The organism is Pseudomonas sp. NPDC096917 (genome assembly GCF_044762555.1).
Taxonomy (GTDB): domain Bacteria; phylum Pseudomonadota; class Gammaproteobacteria; order Pseudomonadales; family Pseudomonadaceae; genus Aquipseudomonas.
This window is the reverse complement of the sequence record NZ_JBIWEO010000009.1, coordinates 44,881-66,531: the sequence shown is the minus strand read 5'-3', so window position 1 is coordinate 66,531 and position 21,651 is coordinate 44,881. Positions and strand designations below refer to the sequence as shown.

The following is a 21,651-nucleotide window of genomic DNA, read 5'->3' as shown; positions in this document are numbered from 1 at the left end:
CTTTCAGTATTAAATGGTCCACTCATTCAATGAAATGGAGAGTGCGACTGGTACAAACGACATCTTTTAAAAGATAATCCGCCTTCTATTTGGCGTCATAGCTTTGACGCATGAGTGATGTTCTGATTTCGAACCGCTGGCGAGTGTGCACAACACTTGCCAGTTGCTGTGGGTGAACGCCGGATATGACTGCTTGGTCACGCGTTGCTCAGTTACCAGCGAAGAAAACCATTACGGGAGGCCAGGATGCAAAACGACGGGAAAGGGGGGGCTGGACACAAGGCCTCTACAGAGTTGGCGTTACACTCGCCGCTCACCCGCCTGCCTGTCATCCTGTTGCAGGTGCATGACAAAGCTGCGCAAAAGCTCAAGAGCGACTTGCACGTATTGTTCGACAACGCTGATGAAACGTTGTTTGAAATGGCCGACAAGGCCCAGAGCAACGCCGAGCAAAGCCTGTTTTTCGAAGCCATGCGTGATGTGCGGCTCAAGCGTAAAAACATTGAGCGCGGGTTTCTTGAGCGACTGTTTCACGCCTTTCTCAACTTGACCCAACCCGATTCCAGCGAACGCTCACTGCCTGGCTGTGCACCTGTCCAGAATACGTTTTCGCTGATGAGCATTGATTTTGAGCGCGATCAAGTGATTAACGCGATGGTGGCTCAAGTGCTGTCACGTGACCAGCTGGCCCTCTGCCAATTGAGCACTCGCCTCAACACCTTGAGCTGGGTGGCCCTTGATGAGCACAACAACCCGCTGGGCCCGGCGATGCTTTGTGAGTACTTTTTGCAGATTGAGCGTGATCAGGGCGTCGACCTCAAGGTCAAACTGATCATGTTGCAACTGTTCGAGAAATACCTGCTCAGCCAAACCTCGCAACTGTATGCCGAGGCCAACCAATTGTTAATGGCAACAGGTGTGCTGCCCAACCTGTCGAACATGATCTCGTGCTGTCACTCAAACACCGCGGCCCGTGTACAGGCATCAGGCGTGGCGGGCGAAGACGCGAGCCATCTGGTCGGGCAGTTATTTGACTACATCGGAGGGGACCATAACCTTGCGCCTGCGCTGAAGTTGCTGATCGCACAGTTGCAAGAGCCGATGCTCAAAATTGCTCAGCTAGACCCTAACTTCTTCAGTAGCGACAGCCATCCTGCCCGCTGCTTGTTGAACGTTATTGCCGATGCCGCTATTGGCTGGGACGACAGCATCGATGTTCACAGCGACCCGGTCTATCAACAGATTGAGGGGGTGGTGCAGCAACTGGTGCGTTGTGCATGTACCAACACTCCAGAGTGGCTGGAAGACCTGTTGCATGACTTCTTGCGATTTACCCACGCCGAGCGGGGGCGTATCGAGCAGTTCGAGCATCGCACCCGAGCCCGCGAGCAACTGCGCGCGAATAAGGCGCGCGCTCTGCAGGCCGGGCAACAGGCGTTGGTGGATGAGCAAGACCACTTGGGGTTGCTGCTGGTCAGTCAGTTGCGTATCGGTACCTGGATCGAACTCAAGGAAGACCAGACATGCAAGCTGCGTTGCAAGCTGATTGCGATTTTTGAGCCAGAAGGTCGGCATATTTTTGTTAACCGAGATGGGCTTAAAGTCGTCGAAAAGAGCCGATCTGACTTGATTGGTCAACTGCGCAGCGGGACGATTCTGCTGCTTGATGACCGCTTGCTGTTCGACCGTGCCCTGGCGTCGGTGATCGGCAGCATGGGCCAATACAACGCACATTGAGCCAGTTGATCGCCCGACCGGGCAGATAGCTCCCCAAGGTTGTGCTCGGCGCGGCATACTGGCCCCTTTCGATCGAGCCGTTGAGGAGGCTGAATGCAACTGGACCCCGCAAACGGCTGGTGCCAAGGCGTGCGCCATCGCCCTTCACCCAACTTCAATACGCGCCCTGATGGCGAAATATCCCTGTTGGTTATCCATAACATCAGCTTGCCTCCCGGCCAGTTTGGTACCGGCAAGGTGCAGGCTTTTTTCCAGAACACGCTCGATGCCTCAGAACATCCTTACTTCGAAGGCATCCGTGAGCTAAAGGTCAGTGCGCACTTTCTGATTGAACGTGACGGCGAAATCACTCAATTTGTCTCCTGTCTTGACCGCGCCTGGCATGCGGGAGTTTCGAGTTTTGAGGGCCGCGAGACGTGTAATGATTTTTCGCTGGGCATAGAACTTGAAGGCACCGATGAACTGCCGTTCAGCGATGCGCAGTATCAGTCGCTGATTGCCTTGACCCGGCAATTGCAGGCGGCTTACCCGTCGATTACGCCACACAGGATCTGCGGTCATAGCGACATCGCGCCGGGGCGCAAGACGGATCCGGGCCCGGCTTTTGACTGGATGCGTTTTCGTGACGCATTGCAGCACACAGGAGATAAGCAATGAGTTTTGTGGTGTTACTGCTGGCGCTTCTGGTCGAGAAATTTTCGGCCTTCCGCCAGCGTCTTCAGTGTGATGGCGGTTGGTTGCGTGAACTTCACAAACTGGAAAGCAGCCCCAAGCTAGGAAGCAAACCATGGTGGGTGTTGACCCTCCTGATTGTGTTTCCGGTGGCCGTTCTCGGTTTGTTGCTGTGGGTGCTGGAGCCGGTGGCGTATGGCCTGCTGGTATTGCCCGTGCACCTGCTGGTAGTGATTTACAGCTTGGGCCGGGGTGATCTGCTTGCCGGGCTTGGGCCGATTCGTGATGCCTGGCGCCGTGGAGACCTGCAGGCCGGTGCGCATGTGGCTGAACGTGACATTGGTGTGAGCGCTGACAGTGGCGAACAACTGCTTGAGAGGGTGCAAAGCCATTTGTTGTGGCAGGCCTATCAGAGTTTCTTTGCGGTGATCTTTTGGTACTTCCTGCTGGGTCCGGTTGCAGCCTTGAGCTATCGCTTGCTGGCGCTGGCCGCAGAACAGGGTAAAAACCCGGAATTGGTCGAACGAGCGCAGCAACTGCGGCATGCCTTTGACTGGTTACCGGTGCGCTTGCTGGCGGCAAGCTTTGCGTTTGTGGGCAACTTTGCGGCGGTCAGCCGGGTGATGCTGCACGAACTGTTGAGCTGGGACATCAGCGCCGAACAGCTCATCAATAAAGCCGGGTGTGCGGCGGCAGAAATTCCGCCACCGCAGGTCGGTCCGCAAGGTGTTGTCAGCTTGGACACCCTGTGGGCATTGCTGCTGCGCGCGGCAGTGCTGTGGTACGCCGGGTTTGCAGTGTGGACGTTGTTGCTGTAACCCACGCCGGCGCTGCAGGAGCGAGGCAAGTTCGTTCCTGCAGGCTCATGGGTTTTTCCAGCCAAACAACTCACACGCATTCGCCGTGCTGGCCTTGGCCAAATCCTCGGGACTTATCCCCATCACCTGCGCCAACGCTTCGCCAATCGCCGGCAAATGCTCCGGACTGTTGCGCTGGTTGGGGTACATGAACGGCGCCATGTCAGGCGAGTCGGTTTCCAGCACGAGGGTGTCCAGCGGCAACTCGGCAATTACCTTGCGCAAGCGCAATGCCTGCGGCCAGGTCGCCGCCCCTCCAAGACCCAGTTTGAATCCCAACTTTATATATTCGCGAGCCTCTTCCCGGCTGCCCGCAAATGCATGAACGATCCCGCCGCGCTGTAGCCGAAAACGCTTCAACGTGGCAATCACTGGCGCATGGCTGCGTCGAACATGGAGCAAGGCGGGGAGGTTAGCCTCGGCTGCCAGTTTCAGCTGAGCTTCAAACACCTGCTGTTGGCTTTCACGGTCCAGCTCCGGCAAAAAGTAGTCGAGGCCGATTTCGCCTACCGCGCACAGTTGCGGATGGCCAGCCAGACGGTCCAGCCATTGCCCCAGTTCAACCACGTGTTCAGCACGATGCTGATCAAGGTACACCGGGTGTAATCCGAAAGCGGCATAGAGCTGGCTGTCTGTCTGGACCAGATCCCACAGTCGCTGCCAATTAGGCTGATACACCCCCAGCACCACCATCTGCTTGACCCCCAGCGCCCGACTGCGCGCCAGTAATGCGCGGCGGTCTGGGTCAAAGTCCGGGAAGTCGAGGTGGGTATGGGTGTCTATCAGGTGCATTTTCAGGTGGCCTGATGAATGCGCTGTTTAAAGGTTCGGGCGATCGCCTGGATACCCGGCTCGTAGCGCTGTTCTTCAATGGCCGCCAAGGCCAGGTCCAGCGCCTTTTCGGCGATTAACTGATGCTGCTGGCCCATGGCATTCACCGGCAACGGCAAAAAGTCTAGCAACTGGGTGTCACCAAACGTGGCCAAGCGCCGAGGCGGCGTCTGATCCGGGTGATCCAGCAACGCATCAAACATGCCTTGCAGCAACACGTAGGAGGTGGTGACCAGCGCTTCAGGAAAATGCCCCAGGCGTGCCAGCAACTCATCAATGATGCGTCGGCCACATTCGCGGCTGAAGGCGGCACCGTGCTCGATCAGGACGTCGCCCTCAAAACCTTCGAGTGCCTGCTTGAAGCCTGCGGCCCGTGCCTGGCTGACGCTCAGCTCCGGGCGGGCGCCGATCAGGGCAATTTGCTGCGGCAGTGGCTGCAACAGGCTGCGGGTCAGTTGCAGACTGGCTTCGCAGTCATCGCTGATAACCGAGCAAAAACGGGTAGGCTCCAGGGTCCGGTCAATCGCAATGATCGGCATGCCCAGGTCTTGCAACTGGCGGTAGCTGTCATCTTCAGGCGGCAAGCAACTGGCCACAAACAACGCATCGCAACGGCGTGCACGAAACAGCTTGAGTAACTGGCGCTCGCTGTCTGGTGCGTCATCAGAGCTGGCGATCAGCAGTTGATAGCCGCGGGCGCGAGCCCCTTGTTCGAGTTGCTTGGCGATGCGCGCATAACTGGGGTTTTCGAGGTCCGGCAGGATAAACCCCAGCGTGCGGGTGTGCCGGCTGCGTAGCCCGGCGGCTTGCGGGTTGGGGGTAAAACCATGTTCCTCGACGACAGCGCGTACGCGCTCGACCGTGCGGCTGCTGATGCGCTGCTGCTCGGCCTTGCCATTGATGACATAGCTGGCGGTTGTCACCGAAACACCGGCCAGTTGTGCAATATCACTGAGCTTCACGCCGAAAATTCCTTATTTTTTGTAGTACATGTCGACATTCTGGCCAATCCTAACCGATAAAGGCAGTGGATCATCGTCTGCCTTGTAGTCACTGTATTTTTTTGCAACATCGCCCACTTGACATCGATCAAAGCGACCGGTTGGGCTTCAAGCGCGAGCGATTATGCAGTAACGTGCCGTTCATACTTGATTAAACGTTTCAGCTTACGTGTTTTAAGGAGCTTTCCTACGACAGCATGTGCTTGCCACACCTCTGCTGTTCCACTTCGTGGGGAGCGACCTAAGCTGACTTAATTCAAAACAATACCGAACGCCCTTGAGCGTCGGAAAAGGAGAACGCATGCTCGAGCTCACCATAGAGCAGATATCCATGGGCCAAACGGCTGTGGATAAATCTGCAGCGTTGCAACTGCTGGCCGACAAACTGGTTGCCGATGGCTTGGTGGCCGAAGGTTATCTGAATGGCTTGCAAGCGCGTGAGGCTCAGGGTTCAACCTTTTTGGGTCAAGGTATTGCCATTCCTCATGGCACCCCAGAAACCCGGGACTTGGTGTACGCCACGGGTGTGCGCTTGTTGCAATTTCCGCAAGGCGTGGACTGGGGCGATGGCCAAATCGTGTACTTGGCGATTGGCATCGCGGCCAAGTCCGACGAGCACCTGCGTTTATTGCAGCTGCTGACCCGTGCACTGGGTGAAACCGATCTGGGCGAAGCCCTGCGGCGTGCCAGTTCGGCCGAGGCCTTGCTCAAACTGCTGCAAGGCGCACCGCAAGAATTGGCGCTGGACGCTCAGATGATTGGTCTTGGCGTGTCAGCTGATGACTTCGAAGAGCTGGTTTGGCGAGGTGCGCGCCTGTTGCGTCAGGCTGACTGCGTGAGCAACGGCTTTGCCGCCGTACTGCAACAAGTGGAAGCACTGCCGCTGGGCGATGGCCTGTGGTGGCTGCACAGCGAACAAACGGTCAAGCGTCCGGGGCTGGCGTTTGTCACGCCCGACAAACCGATTCGTTATTTGGGCCAGCCGCTCAGCGGTTTGTTCTGTCTGGCCAGTCTGGGCGAAGCCCATCAAGCCCTGCTCGAACGCTTGTGCGCACTGTTGATTGAAGGGCGCGGCCAAGAGTTAGGGCGTGCCACCAGCCGACGTGCGGTGCTTGAAGCACTGGGTGGCGAATTACCGGCAGACTGGCCGAGTGCGCGCATTACTTTGGCTAATGCCCACGGTTTGCACGCACGTCCGGCGAAAATTCTCGCGCAATTGGCCAAACGTTTTGACGGCGACATTCGCGTCAGAATCCTCGACGGCCAAGAGTCGAGCGCGGTGTCGGCCAAGAGCTTGAGCAAACTGCTCAGCCTGGGCGTGCGTCGTGGCCAGGTGCTGGAATTTGTCGCCGAGCCGACGATTGCCAATGACGCTTTGCCAGCGATTCTGGCCGCCGTCGAACAAGGCCTGGGCGAAGAAGTCGAGCCGTTGCCACTCGTGGTCGAGGCGGCACCTGAAGTGGCAGAAATTGCCACTGTGTTGACTGCCCCGGCGGCGGGTAGTGTGCTTCAAGCGATCCCGGCGGCGCCCGGCATCGCCATCGGCCCGGCGCATATTCAAGTGCTGCAAGTGTTCGACTACCCGCTGCGTGGCGAGTCTTCGGCGGTCGAGCGTGAGCGTCTGCAACAAGCTGTGGGTGAGGTGCGACAGGACATCGAAGGGCTGATCCGGCGCAGTCAGTCCAAGGCCATCCGCGAGATTTTTATCACCCACCAGGAAATGCTCGACGACCCGGAGTTGACCGACGAAGTCGATTCGCGCCTTAAGCAGGGCGAGAGCGCAGAAGCCGCGTGGATGGCGGTCATCGAAGCCGCTGCCCGTCAGCAGGAATCGTTGCAGGACGCCTTGCTGGCCGAACGTGCGGCGGACCTGCGTGACATCGGTCGACGGGTGCTGGCGCAGTTGTGCGGCGTCCAAACGCTGGCCGAACCTGACCAGCCTTACGTGCTGGTGATGGACGAAGTGGGCCCCTCTGATGTGGCGCGTCTGGACCCGGCACGGGTCGCGGGCATCCTGACGGCACGGGGCGGGGCGACCGCTCACAGTGCCATCGTCGCCCGCGCCTTGGGTATTCCGGCCTTGGTCGGTGCCGGGGATGGTGTGCTGTTGCTGGCCCCGGGTACTCCATTGCTGATCGACGGCCAGCGCGGCCGTTTGCACGTGGCGCCTGATGCGCAGGCCTTGCAGCACGCGACTGACGAACGCGATAGCCGTGAAAAGCGCTTATTGGCTGCCTCCGAGTTGCGCCATCAACCCGCCGTGACCCTGGACGGGCATGCGGTTGAAGTGTTCGCCAATATCGGGGAAAGCAAAGGCGTAGCGGCTGCGGTCGAACAGGGGGCGCAAGGTATTGGCCTGCTGCGCACCGAGCTGATCTTCATGGCCCACTCCCAGGCACCGGACGAAGCCACTCAGGAAGCCGAGTACCGTCGCGTACTCAACGGTCTGCAGGGACGGCCTTTGGTGGTGCGCACGCTGGACGTGGGCGGCGACAAACCATTGCCATACTGGCCGATCGAGAAAGAAGAAAACCCGTTTCTCGGTGTACGCGGCATTCGCCTGACGTTGCAACGCCCGCACGTGATGGAAAGCCAGTTGCGGGCCTTGCTGCGCTCGGCTGACAACCGTCCGCTGCGCATCATGTTCCCGATGGTGGGCAGCGTAGCCGAGTGGCGTGCTGCGCGGGACATGACCGAACGGCTGCGTCTGGAAATTCCGGTGGCTGACTTGCAACTGGGGATCATGATCGAAGTGCCGTCCGCCGCCTTGCTGGCGCCGGTGCTGGCCAGGGAAGTCGACTTTTTCAGCGTCGGCACCAACGATTTGACCCAATACACGCTGGCGATCGACCGTGGCCACCCGACCCTGTCGGCTCAGGCAGACGGCCTGCACCCGGCAGTCTTGCAACTGATCGACATCACCGTGCGCGCGGCCCATGCCCACGGCAAATGGGTCGGTGTGTGCGGCGAGCTGGCGGCAGATCCGCTGGCTGTGCCGGTTCTGGTAGGCCTTGGCGTGGATGAACTCAGCGTTTCGGCACGCAGCATTCCCGAGGTCAAGGCACGGGTGCGCGAGCTCAGCATGGAGCGTCTAAAAACCCTGGCCGAACAGGCCCTGAGCGTCGGCAGCCCAGACGAAGTTCGTGCATTGGTGGAGGCGCTCTAATGGCCAAGATTTTAACGATTACCCTAAACCCGGCCTTGGACTTGACCGTGCGCTTGCCGCAGTTGGAGCCCGGTGAAGTCAATCGCAGCCAAGCGTTGCAGACCCATGCGGCCGGCAAGGGCGTGAACGTTGCCCAGGTGCTGGCTGACCTGGGGCACAAGGTGACGGTGAGTGGATTTTTGGGGCAAGACAATCAACAAGCGTTTAACGCCTTGTTTGCGCGACGTGGTTTTGCCGATGCGTTTATTCGCGTGCCCGGCGAAACCCGCAGCAACATCAAACTTGCAGAAGATGACGGTCGAGTCACTGACATCAACGGTCCGGGGCCGCATGTCAGTGATCTGGCGCAACAGGCGCTACTCGACAAACTCGATCAAATTGCCGCCAGCCATGACGCGGTCGTGGTGGCAGGCAGCTTGCCGCGAGGCATCAGTGCGCAGTGGTTGCGCGAATTGGTGCTGCGCCTCAAGGCCCTCGGCCTGAAAGTGATTCTGGACACCAGCGGTGAGGCCTTGAAAGAAGGCCTGAGCGCTGGACCGTGGTTGGTCAAGCCGAATGCCGAAGAGCTCAGCGAAGCGCTGGGTAGCCCTGTGGACAGTGTGGCGTCCCAAGTAGCCGCGGCCACTCACTTACAGACCCTAGGGATTTCCCATGTCGTGGTTTCTCACGGTGCTGACGGCGTGAACTGGTTCAGTCGTGGGGCTCAAACCTTACAGGCACAGCCGCCCAGAGTGCGCGTGGCAAGCACCGTCGGGGCAGGGGATTCGCTGCTGGCCGGCATGGTGCATGGCTTGATCAGCGGTCACAGCCCGGAACAGACCTTGCGCACCGCGACCGCTATTGCGGCAATGGCGGTCACCCAAATCGGCTTTGGCATCAGTGACGCCATACAGTTAACGACGCTTGAAAACGGCGTCGACGTACGCGCCCTGACAAAAGAATAAGAGGGATACACATGAAATTAGCCATTGTGACGGGCTGCCCTAACGGCATGGTGACCAGCATACTGTGTGCCCGCTTACTTGATGCTGCCGCGCAGCGTCAGGGTTGGAGCACCAGCGTTGAAGTGCACGACCCCAACCACCCGGAACGTCAGTTGTCCAAGGCAACTATCGATGAAGCCGAATGGGTGCTGCTGGTCAGCAGCACGCCGCTGGACATGCAGCGCTTTATCGGCAAACGGGTTTTTCAGAGCACCCCGGCCCAAGCCCTGCAAGACGTCGAAGCAGTATTGCTGCGGGGAGTGAAAGAGGCCCAGGTGTATACCGCGCCCAGCGTTTCAGCTGAGGTCGCAGCGGCCGGGCATGTGCCAAAAATCGTTGCGATCACGGCGTGTCCGACAGGCGTGGCGCACACCTTTATGGCGGCCGAAGCCTTGCAGCAGGCGGCCAAGCGGTTGGGTTACCTGTTGCAGGTCGAAACCCAGGGCTCTGTCGGCGCGCGCAACCCGTTGAGCGCGCAGGCTATCAGCGAGGCTGATGTTGTGCTGTTGGCCGCCGATATTGAAGTACCGACCGAACGTTTTGCAGGCAAGAAGATATACCGCTGCGGCACCGGCATTGCGCTCAAGCAGGCTGAAGCCACCTTGAAAAAGGCCTTGAGTGAAGGCCGGCAAGAGTCGGCGGCATCAGGCGGCCCGGCCCCGGCCAGGCAAGAAAAAACCGGCGTGTATAAACACTTGCTGACGGGCGTGTCGTTCATGCTGCCGATGGTGGTGGCCGGTGGTTTGCTGATTGCCTTGTCCTTTGTGTTTGGCATTACCGCCTATAAAGAGCCGGGCACCTTGGCCGCCGCCCTGATGCAAATCGGTGGCGATGCGGCGTTCAAATTGATGGTGCCGTTGCTGGCGGGTTACATCGCTTACTCGATTGCCGACCGTCCGGGACTGGCGCCTGGGATGATTGGCGGCTTGCTGGCGAGCACCTTGGGGGCCGGGTTTATTGGCGGGATCATTGCCGGCTTTATTGCCGGTTACTGTGCCAAAGCGATCAATCGTTACGCGCGGTTGCCGCAAAGCCTTGAAGCGTTGAAACCGATTCTGATCATCCCGTTGTTTGCCAGCCTGTTTACCGGGCTGGTCATGATCTATGTGGTCGGCAAGCCTGTGGCCGGGATGCTCGAAGGCCTGACCCACTTCCTTGACAGCATGGGCACCACCAACGCGATTTTGCTGGGTGTGTTGCTGGGCGGCATGATGTGCGTCGACCTGGGCGGACCGATCAACAAAGCGGCTTATGCGTTTTCGGTGGGTTTGCTGGCTTCGCAAAGTTATGCACCGATGGCCGCGACCATGGCAGCGGGCATGGTGCCGCCGATTGGGCTGGGCATTGCGACGTTGATTGCGCGGCGCAAATTCGCCCAGACCGAGCGTGAGGCGGGTAAAGCTGCGTTGGTGCTGGGGCTGTGTTTTATTTCCGAAGGCGCGATTCCGTTTGCGGCCAAAGACCCGTTGCGGGTGATCCCGGCGAGCATCGTCGGTGGCGCGCTGACCGGTGCATTGTCGATGTACTTTGGCTGCAAACTGATGGCGCCGCACGGTGGGTTGTTTGTGCTGTTGATTCCGAATGCCATCAACCATGCGCTGTTGTACTTGCTGGCGATTGTGGCGGGCAGTGTGTTGACGGCGGTGGTCTATGCCGTGATCAAACGCCCGGAGCCGGTGGATATGGCGCTGGAAACAGCCAAGGCTTAAAACGCTGCTCTCACCCTTCGGGAGAGGGGCGGGGTGAGGGCGCTTCTAACGTGTGAAGGGGTGATGGGCCGGATTCAGGATAGTGGCTGCGGCCAGTAAGGCCGCAGTTGAAGCGTTAAGCGATTTGCCTGGCCCCTAATACACATCCCGGCGATAACGCCCTTGCTCAATCAGCCGTTCCACTGCCTCAGCACCGAGCATTTCAATCAGCACCTGATCCACACCCGACGCCATGCCTTTCAAGCTGCCGCAGATATAGATAGCCGCGCCGTCGGCCAGCCAGCGTTGTACTTCATCCGCCGATTCACGCAGGCGATCCTGAACATAAACCTTGTGCGCCTGATCCCGTGAAAACGCCAGGTCCAGCCGTGTCAAATCGCCACTGGCCAACCAGCCTTGTAGTTCATCGCGGCAATAGAAGTCGTGCTCAGCATTGCGTTCGCCAAAGAACAACCAGTTTGGCTGTTGGCCTTGGGCAATTCGCGCCTTGAGCAAGCTGCGCAAACCCGCGAGCCCTGTGCCATTGCCCAGCAAAATCAACGGGCAAGGCTCGGCTGGCAGGTGGAAGCCGCTGTTGCGCCGCACACGCAAGCTGATAGCGGCACCCAGCGGCGCATGCTCCGTCAGCCAGCCCGAACCCAGGCCCAGGCTGCCGTCGGGATGACGCTCTTGGCGCACGATCAGTTGCAGCACGCCGTCTTGGGGGAGGGAGGCGATGGAGTATTCGCGCATGTTCAGCGGGATCAAGGCATCGACCAGCGCTTGGGCGTGCAAGCCCACCAGATGCCCGCGATTCTCTGGCAACTGGCGGCTGTCCAGGGCCTGAGCGAGGGTTTCTTGCAGGCCATCAAGGTGGACGAGGGTATCTGCCGATAACCCCAATCCATCAAGCACGTGTTCGACCGCCCACGCCGATTGCCTTGGCATGACTTCAACCAGATCACCGGCCTGCCAGGTGTGGCTGGTATCGGGCGCGCTGAGTCCCAGCAGGTAAACCCCGGAACCGCTGCTGCCAGGGTTTAGCAGTTGGCGCTGTTCGAGGGTCCAGTTGTTGTAGCTCGGGGCTTGCCAGTTGGCGCTGGGTACACCCCCCGTGAGTTGGCTCAGTTGTTGTTGCCAATGATGCAGCGCTTCAGGGTCGCCGCTGTCGACGTGTACCGGGGCAAACAACGACTGTGCGCCGCGCTCGCTCAGCCATTGTTGGATGCGGGTCGCAAAGCCGCAAAAATGCGGGTATTGGCGATCGCCCAAGGCCAGAACCGAGTATTTGAGCGTGTGCAAGCCCAGCGGTTGGCCAAGTATTTTGCGTTCAAAGCCCCTTGCACTGTCAGGCGCTTCGCCGTCACCAAAGGTGCTGACCACAAACAAGGCATGGTTGGCCTGCTGCAAATCGTCTTCGCTGACGGCTGCCAGCGGCTGGACTCGCACTGGCAAGCCAGCTGCCTGCAATTGCCCGGCGGTTTGCCAGGCCAGTTGTTCGGCAAAACCACTTTGGCTGGCAAAGCCGATCAACCAGGACGGTGCATCGCTGCTGGCTGCGGTAAAGCGCTGGCGCGCCTGTTTGGCGTGACGCTTTTTACGTCGGCGGTCTAGGTACAGTAGCCAGCCCGTAATAAAGAACAACGGCATGGTCAGGCTGGCGATGGTCACCACAACACGCCCGGTAATACCCCAGTAGCTGCCGGTGTGCAGGGCGTAGATACTGGTCAGCAATTGTGCCTTGTAGCTCTTGTCGTTATAGCGTTCGACCTTTTTTACAGCGCCGGTAGCCGGGTCGAGCATGATCTGGTTGAAAGCGCGCTCGTGAGGTGAGCTTTTCAATAGATAGAAGACGGTCGCAGGCTGGCCGGCAGCCGGCGGCATGCGCACGTTGTACATGCTCAGGTCTGGCCCGGCAGTTTTTTGGATACTGGCCCAGATCGCATCATAGTCAGCGACTGGCGCTGCACCTGCAGCACCCGGCGCGCCGCCGCGTCCGCCCTTGCGTTGCTCTGCTCGTGGGTTGTCCGAGAAGAGTTTTTGCAGGCCCTGGTTGTACCACTCGTATGACCAGGACAAGCCCGTCAGTGCCGACATCAGATAGACGATCAGGCACCAGGTGCCTGCCACTGAGTGCAGGTCCCAATTAAAGCTGCGGCCTTTTTTCGCCCAGTCCAGGGTCAACCAGACGCGCCAGTTCAGCGCGTTGCGCGGCCAGCGCAGGTACAGACCCGAGAGGCAGAAAAACAGCAGCATCAGGGTACAAGCCCCGGTGATCTGGCGGCCGGTGTCGCCGATGGCCAGAAAACGGTGCAGTTGCAGCATCAGATTAAAGAAGCCCAATCCACTGACGTCGCCCTGATAGTCTCCGGTGTACGGGTCGACATAACGCAACTGGCCGCGCCGCTCACCGGGTGGCGGGGTGAAAAAAACCCGTGAGGCGCTGTCACTGTCGACGCCGACCCAGAGCATGGCCACTCGTTTGCCTTCAGTGGCTTCGACCTTGCGTACCAGTTCAGCAGGGGGCAGTACGCCACTGTCGCTTTTCTCGACCTTGAGTACGGTGGGGTTGAGCAAGTCGAGCAACTCGTCCTGAAAGGACACGGTCGCGCCAGTTATCCCCATCAAGGCCAGGATCAACCCTGCGGTTATCCCGAAAAACCAGTGCAGCTGGAACAGGGTTTTCTTAAACACGACGACCGCCTTGCTCGCTCAGTTGAATGCTTCGCGGCGCATTATGCCGCGTACGTCTTTTTTACACACAAAAGCCCCGGCCACTGAATGGTCGGGGCTCTGTCGTCAATTGTGGGAGCTGACTTGCCAGCGATACCCGCCGCGCGCTTACCGCGAAACCGCACGGATGTAATCGTTAGCAAGCCAACACCCACAGCTGACCTTCGTTTTAGAAATGGAAGCTGGTGGTCAACAAGGCTGTACGACCCGCCGCCTGGCTGGCGAAGTGCGAGGCGTAGGCTTTGTCGTAGTAGGTTTTGTCGGTCAGGTTTTGCACGTTCAGTTGCAGGTCGATGTTTTTGGTCAGCTTGTAGCTGGCCATCGCGTCGTAGCGAGTGTAAGACGGCACATAAACCGTGTTAGCCGTGTCGCCATACACTTTGTCCACATAGTACGCACCGCCGCCGATGGTCAGCTTTGGCATCACCTCATAGGTGGTCCACAGGCTGAAGCTGTTTTTCGGGGTGTTGGGCATTTCGTTGCCTTTGTCCGAACCTGCGCTCACCACACCGTTGCGACCTTTGAGGCCCGAATCCACCAGCTCGCTTTTCAGGTAGCTGTAGCCTGCAAACACTTGCCACTTGTCAGTGATTTTTCCGCTGGCAGACAGCTCGATACCGTCTACGCGGGACTCACCGGCGTTTTGGTAGGTGAAAGCGTCAGTCAGCACGCGGGTGTTTTTCTTCTCGGTACGGAATACAGCAGCGGTCAAGGACAGACGCTCATTAAACACGTCCCACTTGGTGCCCAGTTCGTAGTTAACGGTTTCTTCAGGCTTGAGGTCGCTAACGCTGTTGGTAGTCACCAGCGGGTTACCTTCTGCGCCTTCGCCTACCAGTGCACCTGGCGGCGTCGCCGAGGTGGCGTAAGAGAGGTAAACGCTACCGTTATCTAATGGCTTCCATACCAGGCCAGCCTGCCAGTTGAAGAAGTTGCTGTTGTTTTCAGCTTTGCTTCTGCCGGACGCAGCGTTGGTGTTGGCGGTTACATCAAACTGGTCGTAGCGCAGGCCAGCATTCAACAACCACTTGGGATCGAGCTCGATGGTATCGAACACGTAGGCAGCTTTGGTCACGCCAATCGTGTTGGTGCCGTTGTAGTTGCGATCAGTGGTGCCGATCCACTGGTCACTTGGGTTCGGGTTGGACAGCGAGGTGCACTGGCCGCCGCTGTTGCCAACTTTGTCCGGGGTGCAATTGGGATTGCTGTTCGGGGTCACGGTATAGCCGCTGGCGCGGGTTTCTTCGCGAGTGAACTCAATACCCGTGGAGTAGGTGTTTTTGAAACCCATCACGTTGAAGTTGCCAAACAGGTCGGTCTGGTTGGTAGTGGTTTCGGTGGTCGAGACACGGGTGTTGGCGCGGCGCCATACGGTGCCGTACTGGTTGACGTTGTGTTGGCTGTCGTCCGGCTGGGTGAGGATGTAGTCCTGACCGGTGTTGCCATGACGAAAGGTGTTCTTCACCGTCATCGAGTCGCTCAGATCGTGTTCGAACGAAATGGTGCTGATGTCGGCGCGTGTTTTGCGGAAGTCACGGTCTTTGAGGCCGTAGAAGTTGCTGCTGTTGCCGCCATCATCTGGCTTGTCGTGTTCGTGAACCGCTGTTTTAGAGCTGTTGCTGTAGCCGTATGGAATGCCCGAGTCCGGTAGGTCGTTGCTTTCCAGATGGTAGTAGCTGAGGTTCAGGCGGGTTTCAGTGCCCAGGCCGAAAGTCAGCGACGGCGCAACGCCCCAGCGGTCGTAGTTGATCGATTGGCGACCGGCAACGTTTTGCTCATGGCTCATCAGGTTCAACCGGAACGCTGCGGTGTCCAGGAACTGACGGTTAATGTCCACGGTGTAGCGGCGGGTCTGGTCCGAGCCGTAAGTGAACCCGCCGTTGAGGAAGTCACCCAGCTTTGGGGTCTTGCTCACCAGGTTCAAGCTACCGCCCGCCGAACCACGGCCACCGAAGGACGAATTCGGGCCTTTACTGACCTCGATGGATTCAATGTCGAAAATTTCGCGGGTCTGGCCGCCCGCATCGCGCACGCCATCCAGGTAGGTGTCGCCCTGGGCGTCAAAGCCACGGATGAAAGGACGGTCGCCTTGCGGGTTGCCGCCTTCGCCAGCGCCGAATGTCACGCCCGGAACAGTGCGCAGTGCGTCCTGCAGCGAAGTGGCTGCGGTGTCTTGCAGCACTTGTTGAGGGATCACGGTCACGGAGCGCGGGGTGTCGACCAGTGGTGCAGTGTACTTTTGCGAGCTGCCTTTGTCGGTCTGATAAGACTGCTGGGTTTGCTCGCCTGAGACCGTGGTCGCGCCAAGAGAAATACTGTTGCCCTGCGCTTTGCTTTCAGTGCTTTCGGCGGCTTGAGCCAGATGCCCAGCCGAAGTTGCAGTCATTGCAACACCGATGGCCGAAGCCAGCAAACGCGGTGAACTGACCGGTATTTTTATGAGTTGGCGCGACATTTGAAAATTCCTTCCCCCAGAATTTGAGCCGCGAAATATAGTGCAAACAATTCTGTGTATCAATTGAGAGGGATTACTATTCGCGCGAAATTTACAATCTTTACAATTTGGTTTTACGGTTTTTTCACCGTCGTTCGTCTCCGGGGTTCTTAACAAGGTTTTACATAACCAATAAGAATCAATACCATCGGCATCCTTTTCCTAATCAGGTATCGCGCCATGCTGCTGCATATTCCCGGCTTGTTCTCCCGTGAAGAAGTGCAGCGCATTCGCGAGGCGCTGACGCAGACGCAATGGGCCGACGGCAAAATCACTGCCGGGTTCCAGTCCGCCAAGGCCAAGCACAACCTGCAATTGCCCGAAGGCCATCCGCTCGCCAAAGAGATTGGCGCGGCGATGATTGACCGGCTGTGGAAAAACCCGCTGTTCATGTCGGCCGCCTTGCCGCACAAAGTCTTCCCGCCGTTGGTGAACTGCTACACCGGGGGCGGCAGTTTCGATTTTCATATCGACAATGCCGTGCGCCAGCCCAAAGGCAGTCAGGAGCGAGTGCGAACGGATTTGTCAGCGACCCTGTTTTTCAGCGATCCCGAGGACTATGACGGCGGCGAATTAGTGATTCAGGACACGTACGGCGTGCAGCAGGTCAAGTTCCCGGCGGGCGATATGGTGCTGTACCCCGGCACCAGTTTGCACAAGGTCAACGCCGTCACCCGTGGTGCCCGTTTTGCGTCGTTCTTCTGGACCCAAAGCCTGGTGCGTGAAGACAGCCAGCGTACCTTGCTGTTTGAGATGGACAGCGCGATTCAGCAACTGACCCGCGACGTGCCCGATCATCCCGCACTGGTGCAACTCACGGGCACCTATCACAACCTGTTGCGTCGCTGGGTTGAGGTGTAAGTCATGAGCTTCCAGTTACGACGTGAAGAAGTGCTCGATGGCGAGCAACTCAAAGCCATGCTCGCGCAAAACCCGGCGCGTGCAGCACAGGCCATTTTGATGGCCGCCAAGCACGGCATCGTTGAAGGCCAAGCGTTACTGGGGCAGATTCTGCTCGATGGACGGGGCATTGAGCGCGATGTTGCGTTGGCCTTTCGCTGGTTTGGCATCGCGGCCGAGGGCGGCCATCTAATGGCGCGCAATATGCTGGGGCGTTGCCTTGAACATGGCTGGGGTTGCACGGCTGACGCGCGGGCGGCAGCGACCCATTACCGGCTTGCTGCAGAGGCCGGGCTGGATTGGGGGCTCTACAACTACGCCAACTTGCTGGCCACGGGGCGCGGTGTCGAACAGGATCATGGCGCAGCCTTCAGCCTCTATTTAGCAGCCGCGCAGAGCGGGCACGCCAAATCGATGAATCTGGTGGGGCGTTATCTGGAAGTGGGCGTGCATTGTGCTCGCGATTATGAAGCGGCCTGCCTCTGGTATAAGCGCTCGGCGCAGGGTGGCGATTTCCGCGGTCAGTTCAGTTACGCATCGGTTCTGCTTGAGGCGGGTAACGTTGACCTGGCTGTGCAGTGGTTTCGACGCGCCCTCCACGAAGGGAACCTGAATTTCTTGCGCGTGGGTTATCAAACATTACTGCATGCCCAGCCGGTGGAAGTGCGTGAACTTAGCACTGAATATAAAAAACGCATCGATGAGTTGTCAGTGAATGTGACTTGAAAGAGTCAGTGTGTGCCGTGTTTGTGTTTTTTTGATAGCGCGAGAGCGCTTTTTGTTGTTAGGGTGATTTCCTTTTTTGTACTGCTGATTTCTTACGAGCTTGAATCTTTTTTCCGGTTGAGTTAATTATTTTAAAGGCTAGCCTGTTAAAGGTGAGTTAAACATAAATAAGGAGCTAAGCATGGATGCTTTGACATTAAAAAGTACAGCAGGAAGTGTTGATGATTTAAGTGTGCGTGATGCGGCGCGTGATGTGCCATTGAGTTATTTTGGTATTATTTCGGGTGTAGAAGAAACCGCCATCGACCGCACGGATTTAGGTTTTTTGATTCGTGCTGAAGATATTCATAATGTGCGGCGTTATGTGAGGGAGTCCAAAGTGTTGGCCCTCACCCTGGCCAATGTCAGGAAATACCTAGGTTATAACAAAATCAACATTCCTGAATTGGAGCCCGAGAGTATTTTAGATTTTAACAAGCGTGTGAAAGTGCATGCGGATAAGTGGGAAGGAGTCGAAGATACCACTAAAGAATTAGCCAGAAAGCTAGACGTTTTTTCCACAGACTTTATAACCGTTGGTGACACTATTCTTCGGCTGGTGAGTGATATAAAAATTGGCCGAAGATTGACCGGTACGTTGCGTGATCTTACGGAGCAAGAGCGAATAAGCATGCGGGGCATGTTGTTGGGTGACGACCGGGCTGGTGTGGTTGAAGCGTTGAACCATTACCTCAATGCGGCACTTGAAAAAACCAATTCATTTATTGTTGCGGTGAGAGAAGTTGAAGGGCGGGCAGCCGATTTTGAACATGAATTGACAGATTATCTAATTCCGATGCTTAGCGTGAAACTCCAGGCGCATAAGCAGTCGGGTCGTAAAGACCAGCGAGATAATTTGATTGATGATATACGGGTGTTGGATGAGCAAATCACTTCTCTGGCAGAGGCTTATAAACAACAAGTAGGGCACGCTTTTACCGGGATGATTTTTGGGGTGTTTGGACTGGTTGTGACAGGCGGCATATTTGGCGCTCAGGCTGAAAATACCCGTAAGGAGAAAAACAAGTTAGTGGCTCAAAGAAATGAGCTGAGAATAAAGGTAAAAGATTTCGACCGCATGGCCCTTCTCCTGGATACCTTTCAGCAGCAATTTTCTGACTTGCATGGTCGCATGCTGTCCGCTGAGGTTGGCGCCAAACAGTTAGCGCAAGTATGGGGCTATATCCATAGCTATCTCGAAGAGGCCAAAACCGAGCTTCAAAGCATCGACACGATGGAAAAGCTGCACATATTTGCGTTGGATTTTTCGTTGGTATTAAATCCCTGGCGAGAAATTAAAGGGTATTCGGCGCAAATTTCGAATGCGTTCAATAAATTAATACAAGCTAATAAAAATTGATGAATAAGGAGCTGTCTTGTGAATGGAATTACTCGGTTGAGCCTCTATCCGTTTGTCGATAGCGGCGTTATTAAAAAATCATTGCGATCGTTCGATCAAGCCGCGCTAGGGAACCAGTTTTCGTTTATTCCGAATTTTCAGGAGCGTGTGGTCAGTGCCAGGACACTTCTTAGGAAGAATGCCCGTACTGTGGCCTCGGAAATAGTAGCGATCGAGGTGGCGCTGTCAAATTTTGGTTTGAATGATATTGCTGCACAGTGGGAAGAAATCTGCCATTCCACTTCACTGGCCGAACCCATAAGAAAAAATGCGTTGGCAGCCCTGATAGACGTCTGCAAAAAGCGCTTAATCAATATTATGACGAAGGTGGAGAGAGTACAGCTCTCGGTCAAACTTCTGAATGATGAGATAAGGGCACTGACACTTGAGCATTTTTCCAATGCGCTTGTGGAGTACGACGCCAGCAGGCTTGAGGGATTTTTACTGCGAGATAGCCGGCTGGTGAGCGAACGAGATGAATTGCTGCTGGATAAGCAAGCGCTTGAAGAAGCGAGTGTCTTGCTAGGGACTCACTTCTGGATTGATCAGGCGAAAGACTTATTGCCCACGCCTGCTGAGCTTGAAGTGTTGGTATCGACGGCAGTTGTTCCTAAAGTCGATGCACAGCTGATTGGTGTGGTCCTCGGGCGTTTGAGTAAATACGTTGACTTGTTCGGGAGCGTAGCCAAGCGCGCCTCCCTCACACAGGCAATTGTTAATGTGTCGATTAAAATTGCGGACAATGCCCAAGCGCGCAAAGACAATAACAGCAAGGTTCAGGAGCTGAAGGAACGAAAGGAAAAAATGGATGCTTACGAAGGGCTATTGCTTGCCAAAACCAATTGGTTGAGCAACTCACTCTTGTTTCAGAATGCCTGGCAATCTTCTTGAAAAACTCTGCTCTTGTGATGTCCCCCGTAGGTGGGGATATAGAGAGTTTCAGGTCTCATATTGTTGGTTTTAAAGAAATTACTCGACGCATGAGTGCGTAAATGTCCACGTGAATACAGCATTTAAATAGCGTGTTGTTACGTTAACGGTTGCGCCCAGTAGCAAATCTACCGGGCGCAATTGTCAAGGGCTGTATTACAGGTAGAACGATTTCAACGGCGGGAAGCCATTGAACTCAACGGCGCTGTAGCTGGTGGTGTAGGCACCGGTCGACAACCAGTACAGACGATCACCGATGGCCAGGTTCAGTGGCAGGCCGTACTTGTAGTTCTCGTACATGATGTCGGCGCTGTCACAGGTCGGGCCGGCGATGACCACTTCTTCCATCTCGCCTTTCTTTTCAGTCCAGATCGGGAACTTGATGGCTTCGTCCATGGTTTCGATCAGGCCAGAGAATTTGCCCACATCGGTATACACCCAACGCTCGACGGCGGTGCGTGATTTACGTGCGACCAACACCACTTCACTGACCAGGATCCCGGCGTTGGCGATCAATGAACGGCCCGGTTCCAGAATGATTTCTGGCAGGTCGTCACCAAAGTCTTCTTTCAGGAAACGAATGATTTCTTCGGCGTAGGTTTCCAGGCTGTTGGTGCGGGTAATGTAGTTGGCTGGGAAGCCGCCGCCCATGTTGATCAGCTTGAGGACGATGCCGTCTTCTTCTTTGAGGCGCTCGAAGATCACTTTGACTTTGGCGATGGCAGCGTCCCACACGCTGATGTCACGTTGCTGCGAACCCACGTGGAACGAGATGCCGTAAGGCACCAGGCCCAGGTCGCGGGCCAGAATCAGCAGGTCCATGGCCATGTCGGTCTGGCAGCCGAATTTACGGGACAGAGGCCAGTCAGCCGTGGTCGAGCCTTCGGTCAGAATCCGCACGTAGATTTTCGCGCCCGGTGCCGCCTTGGCGATGTTGCGCAGGTCAGCTTCGGAGTCGGTGGAGAACAGGCGCACGCCTTTCTCGTAGAAGTAGCGAATGTCTTTGGATTTTTTGATGGTGTTGCCGTAGCTGATGCGATCCGGGCTAACGCCTTGGGCCATCACTTTGTCCAGCTCGTAGATCGAGGCGATGTCGAAGCTCGAGCCTTTGTCGCGCAGCAGGTTGATGATTTCGACGGCCGGGTTGGCCTTGACCGCGTAATACACCTTGGCGAATTCGAAGCCAGCACGCAGGTCGTCGTAAGCCTTGCTGATCATGGCGGTGTCGATCACCACGAACGGGGTTTCCTGGGTGTCAGCGAACGCTTTCATTTTTTGAAAGGTTTCGCGCGCGTAATAGTCTTCGATCTGAATCGACATGCGTAGGGACTCCTAGTGGCAAACGTCATAAATAAATGGGCGCAACTGAACATCCTCCGTATCCCCACTTTGGTTCGCCTACTTCCCAAGGCATGTCCGCCGAAAGCAAATAAGGTAAATGGACCTTGCTGTCTCGTCGTCAGTACTTGAGCCGGATGGATCGTTTCCAGCATGG

At 56.9% G+C, this 21,651-nt stretch carries 15 protein-coding genes; 10 read left to right on the top strand and 5 right to left on the bottom strand.

All coding sequences use genetic code 11. The features are described 5' to 3' along the window. Positions 1-246: 246 nt before the first annotated feature. The 3 genes from ACIQYF_RS12215 to ampE all read left to right on the top strand — a co-directional run bounded on the left by ACIQYF_RS12215 (position 247) and on the right by ampE (position 3,227). Positions 247-1,737 carry a DUF1631 family protein gene (locus ACIQYF_RS12215; RefSeq protein WP_402861514.1) on the top strand — a complete coding sequence of 497 codons (1,491 nt, stop codon included), beginning with the start codon at positions 247-249 and terminating at the stop codon, positions 1,735-1,737. 93 nt (positions 1,738-1,830) lie between these two features. Continuing rightward, positions 1,831-2,394 (top strand): 1,6-anhydro-N-acetylmuramyl-L-alanine amidase AmpD, encoded by a 564-nt coding sequence (gene ampD, locus ACIQYF_RS12210; RefSeq protein WP_402861511.1) that lies wholly within the window; start codon positions 1,831-1,833, stop codon positions 2,392-2,394. Further along, the gene (gene ampE, locus ACIQYF_RS12205; RefSeq protein ID WP_402861508.1) at positions 2,391-3,227 is read left to right on the top strand and encodes a regulatory signaling modulator protein AmpE; all 837 of its coding nucleotides are present in this window, start codon (positions 2,391-2,393) and stop codon (positions 3,225-3,227) included. The genes ampD and ampE overlap by 4 nt, the downstream gene beginning before the upstream one ends. Positions 3,228-3,272: 45 nt before the next feature. On the opposite strand, the gene ACIQYF_RS12200 is transcribed toward ampE, so the two are convergent. Both ACIQYF_RS12200 and cra read right to left on the bottom strand, forming a co-directional pair. Then, positions 3,273-4,058 (bottom strand): TatD family hydrolase, encoded by a 786-nt coding sequence (locus tag ACIQYF_RS12200; RefSeq protein WP_402861505.1) that lies wholly within the window; start codon positions 4,056-4,058, stop codon positions 3,273-3,275. Between the two features lie 2 nt (positions 4,059-4,060). After that, the gene (cra, locus tag ACIQYF_RS12195; RefSeq protein ID WP_402861502.1) at positions 4,061-5,059 is read right to left on the bottom strand and encodes a catabolite repressor/activator; all 999 of its coding nucleotides are present in this window, start codon (positions 5,057-5,059) and stop codon (positions 4,061-4,063) included. A gap of 340 nt (positions 5,060-5,399) precedes the next feature. Between cra and ptsP the strand changes: the two genes are divergently transcribed. From ptsP to ACIQYF_RS12180, 3 genes are read left to right on the top strand one after another with little or no spacing between them, the layout of a single operon-like run. After that, positions 5,400-8,264, top strand: a complete 2,865-nt coding sequence (ptsP, locus tag ACIQYF_RS12190; protein ID WP_402861499.1) for a phosphoenolpyruvate--protein phosphotransferase — start codon at positions 5,400-5,402, stop codon at positions 8,262-8,264. After that, a complete protein-coding gene (gene pfkB / locus ACIQYF_RS12185) occupies positions 8,264-9,208 on the top strand; it encodes a 1-phosphofructokinase (protein ID WP_402861496.1) in 945 nt (314 codons plus the stop codon). The genes ptsP and pfkB overlap by 1 nt, the downstream gene beginning before the upstream one ends. Before the next feature lie 11 nt (positions 9,209-9,219). Continuing rightward, positions 9,220-10,956, top strand: a complete 1,737-nt coding sequence (locus ACIQYF_RS12180; RefSeq protein ID WP_402861493.1) for a PTS fructose-like transporter subunit IIB — start codon at positions 9,220-9,222, stop codon at positions 10,954-10,956. A gap of 135 nt (positions 10,957-11,091) precedes the next feature. On the opposite strand, the gene ACIQYF_RS12175 is transcribed toward ACIQYF_RS12180, so the two are convergent. Continuing rightward, complete coding sequence (locus ACIQYF_RS12175) at positions 11,092-13,629, bottom strand: PepSY domain-containing protein (RefSeq protein WP_402861490.1); 2,538 nt, start codon at positions 13,627-13,629, stop codon at positions 11,092-11,094. Between the two features lie 208 nt (positions 13,630-13,837). Next, on the bottom strand, positions 13,838-16,123 hold the full coding sequence (locus ACIQYF_RS12170; RefSeq protein WP_402861487.1) for a TonB-dependent receptor: 2,286 nt from the start codon (positions 16,121-16,123) through the stop codon (positions 13,838-13,840). 219 nt (positions 16,124-16,342) lie between these two features. Between ACIQYF_RS12170 and ACIQYF_RS12165 the strand changes: the two genes are divergently transcribed. The 4 genes from ACIQYF_RS12165 to ACIQYF_RS12150 all read left to right on the top strand — a co-directional run bounded on the left by ACIQYF_RS12165 (position 16,343) and on the right by ACIQYF_RS12150 (position 20,117). Then, the gene (locus ACIQYF_RS12165; protein ID WP_402861484.1) at positions 16,343-17,023 is read left to right on the top strand and encodes a Fe2+-dependent dioxygenase; all 681 of its coding nucleotides are present in this window, start codon (positions 16,343-16,345) and stop codon (positions 17,021-17,023) included. A gap of 3 nt (positions 17,024-17,026) precedes the next feature. Next, complete coding sequence (locus ACIQYF_RS12160; protein ID WP_402861481.1) at positions 17,027-17,788, top strand: tetratricopeptide repeat protein; 762 nt, start codon at positions 17,027-17,029, stop codon at positions 17,786-17,788. Between the two features lie 181 nt (positions 17,789-17,969). Beyond that, positions 17,970-19,187 carry an alpha-xenorhabdolysin family binary toxin subunit A gene (locus tag ACIQYF_RS12155; RefSeq protein ID WP_402861478.1) on the top strand — a complete coding sequence of 406 codons (1,218 nt, stop codon included), beginning with the start codon at positions 17,970-17,972 and terminating at the stop codon, positions 19,185-19,187. A gap of 18 nt (positions 19,188-19,205) precedes the next feature. Beyond that, positions 19,206-20,117: an alpha-xenorhabdolysin family binary toxin subunit B gene (locus tag ACIQYF_RS12150; protein ID WP_402861475.1), complete on the top strand. Its 912-nt coding sequence runs from the start codon at positions 19,206-19,208 to the stop codon at positions 20,115-20,117. A 195-nt stretch (positions 20,118-20,312) separates the two neighbouring features. Here the strand turns inward: ACIQYF_RS12150 and ACIQYF_RS12145 are convergent, their stop codons facing one another. Further along, positions 20,313-21,476 carry a type III PLP-dependent enzyme gene (locus ACIQYF_RS12145; RefSeq protein WP_402861472.1) on the bottom strand — a complete coding sequence of 388 codons (1,164 nt, stop codon included), beginning with the start codon at positions 21,474-21,476 and terminating at the stop codon, positions 20,313-20,315. Positions 21,477-21,651: the final 175 nt, after the last annotated feature.

Excerpts from the sequence above, each read along its gene's own strand:
- ACIQYF_RS12215 (WP_402861514.1), top strand. The coding sequence starts at position 247 with ATGCAAAACGACGGGAAAGGGGGGGCTGGACACAAGGCCTCTACAGAG.
- ampD (WP_402861511.1), top strand. The coding sequence starts at position 1,831 with ATGCAACTGGACCCCGCAAACGGCTGGTGCCAAGGCGTGCGCCATCGC.
- ampE (WP_402861508.1), top strand. The coding sequence starts at position 2,391 with ATGAGTTTTGTGGTGTTACTGCTGGCGCTTCTGGTCGAGAAATTTTCG.
- ACIQYF_RS12200 (WP_402861505.1), bottom strand. The coding sequence starts at position 4,058 with ATGCACCTGATAGACACCCATACCCACCTCGACTTCCCGGACTTTGAC.
- ptsP (WP_402861499.1), top strand. The coding sequence starts at position 5,400 with ATGCTCGAGCTCACCATAGAGCAGATATCCATGGGCCAAACGGCTGTG.
- pfkB (WP_402861496.1), top strand. The coding sequence starts at position 8,264 with ATGGCCAAGATTTTAACGATTACCCTAAACCCGGCCTTGGACTTGACC.
- ACIQYF_RS12180 (WP_402861493.1), top strand. The coding sequence starts at position 9,220 with ATGAAATTAGCCATTGTGACGGGCTGCCCTAACGGCATGGTGACCAGC.
- ACIQYF_RS12170 (WP_402861487.1), bottom strand. The coding sequence starts at position 16,123 with ATGTCGCGCCAACTCATAAAAATACCGGTCAGTTCACCGCGTTTGCTG.
- ACIQYF_RS12165 (WP_402861484.1), top strand. The coding sequence starts at position 16,343 with ATGCTGCTGCATATTCCCGGCTTGTTCTCCCGTGAAGAAGTGCAGCGC.
- ACIQYF_RS12160 (WP_402861481.1), top strand. The coding sequence starts at position 17,027 with ATGAGCTTCCAGTTACGACGTGAAGAAGTGCTCGATGGCGAGCAACTC.
- ACIQYF_RS12155 (WP_402861478.1), top strand. The coding sequence starts at position 17,970 with ATGGATGCTTTGACATTAAAAAGTACAGCAGGAAGTGTTGATGATTTA.
- ACIQYF_RS12145 (WP_402861472.1), bottom strand. The coding sequence starts at position 21,476 with ATGTCGATTCAGATCGAAGACTATTACGCGCGCGAAACCTTTCAAAAA.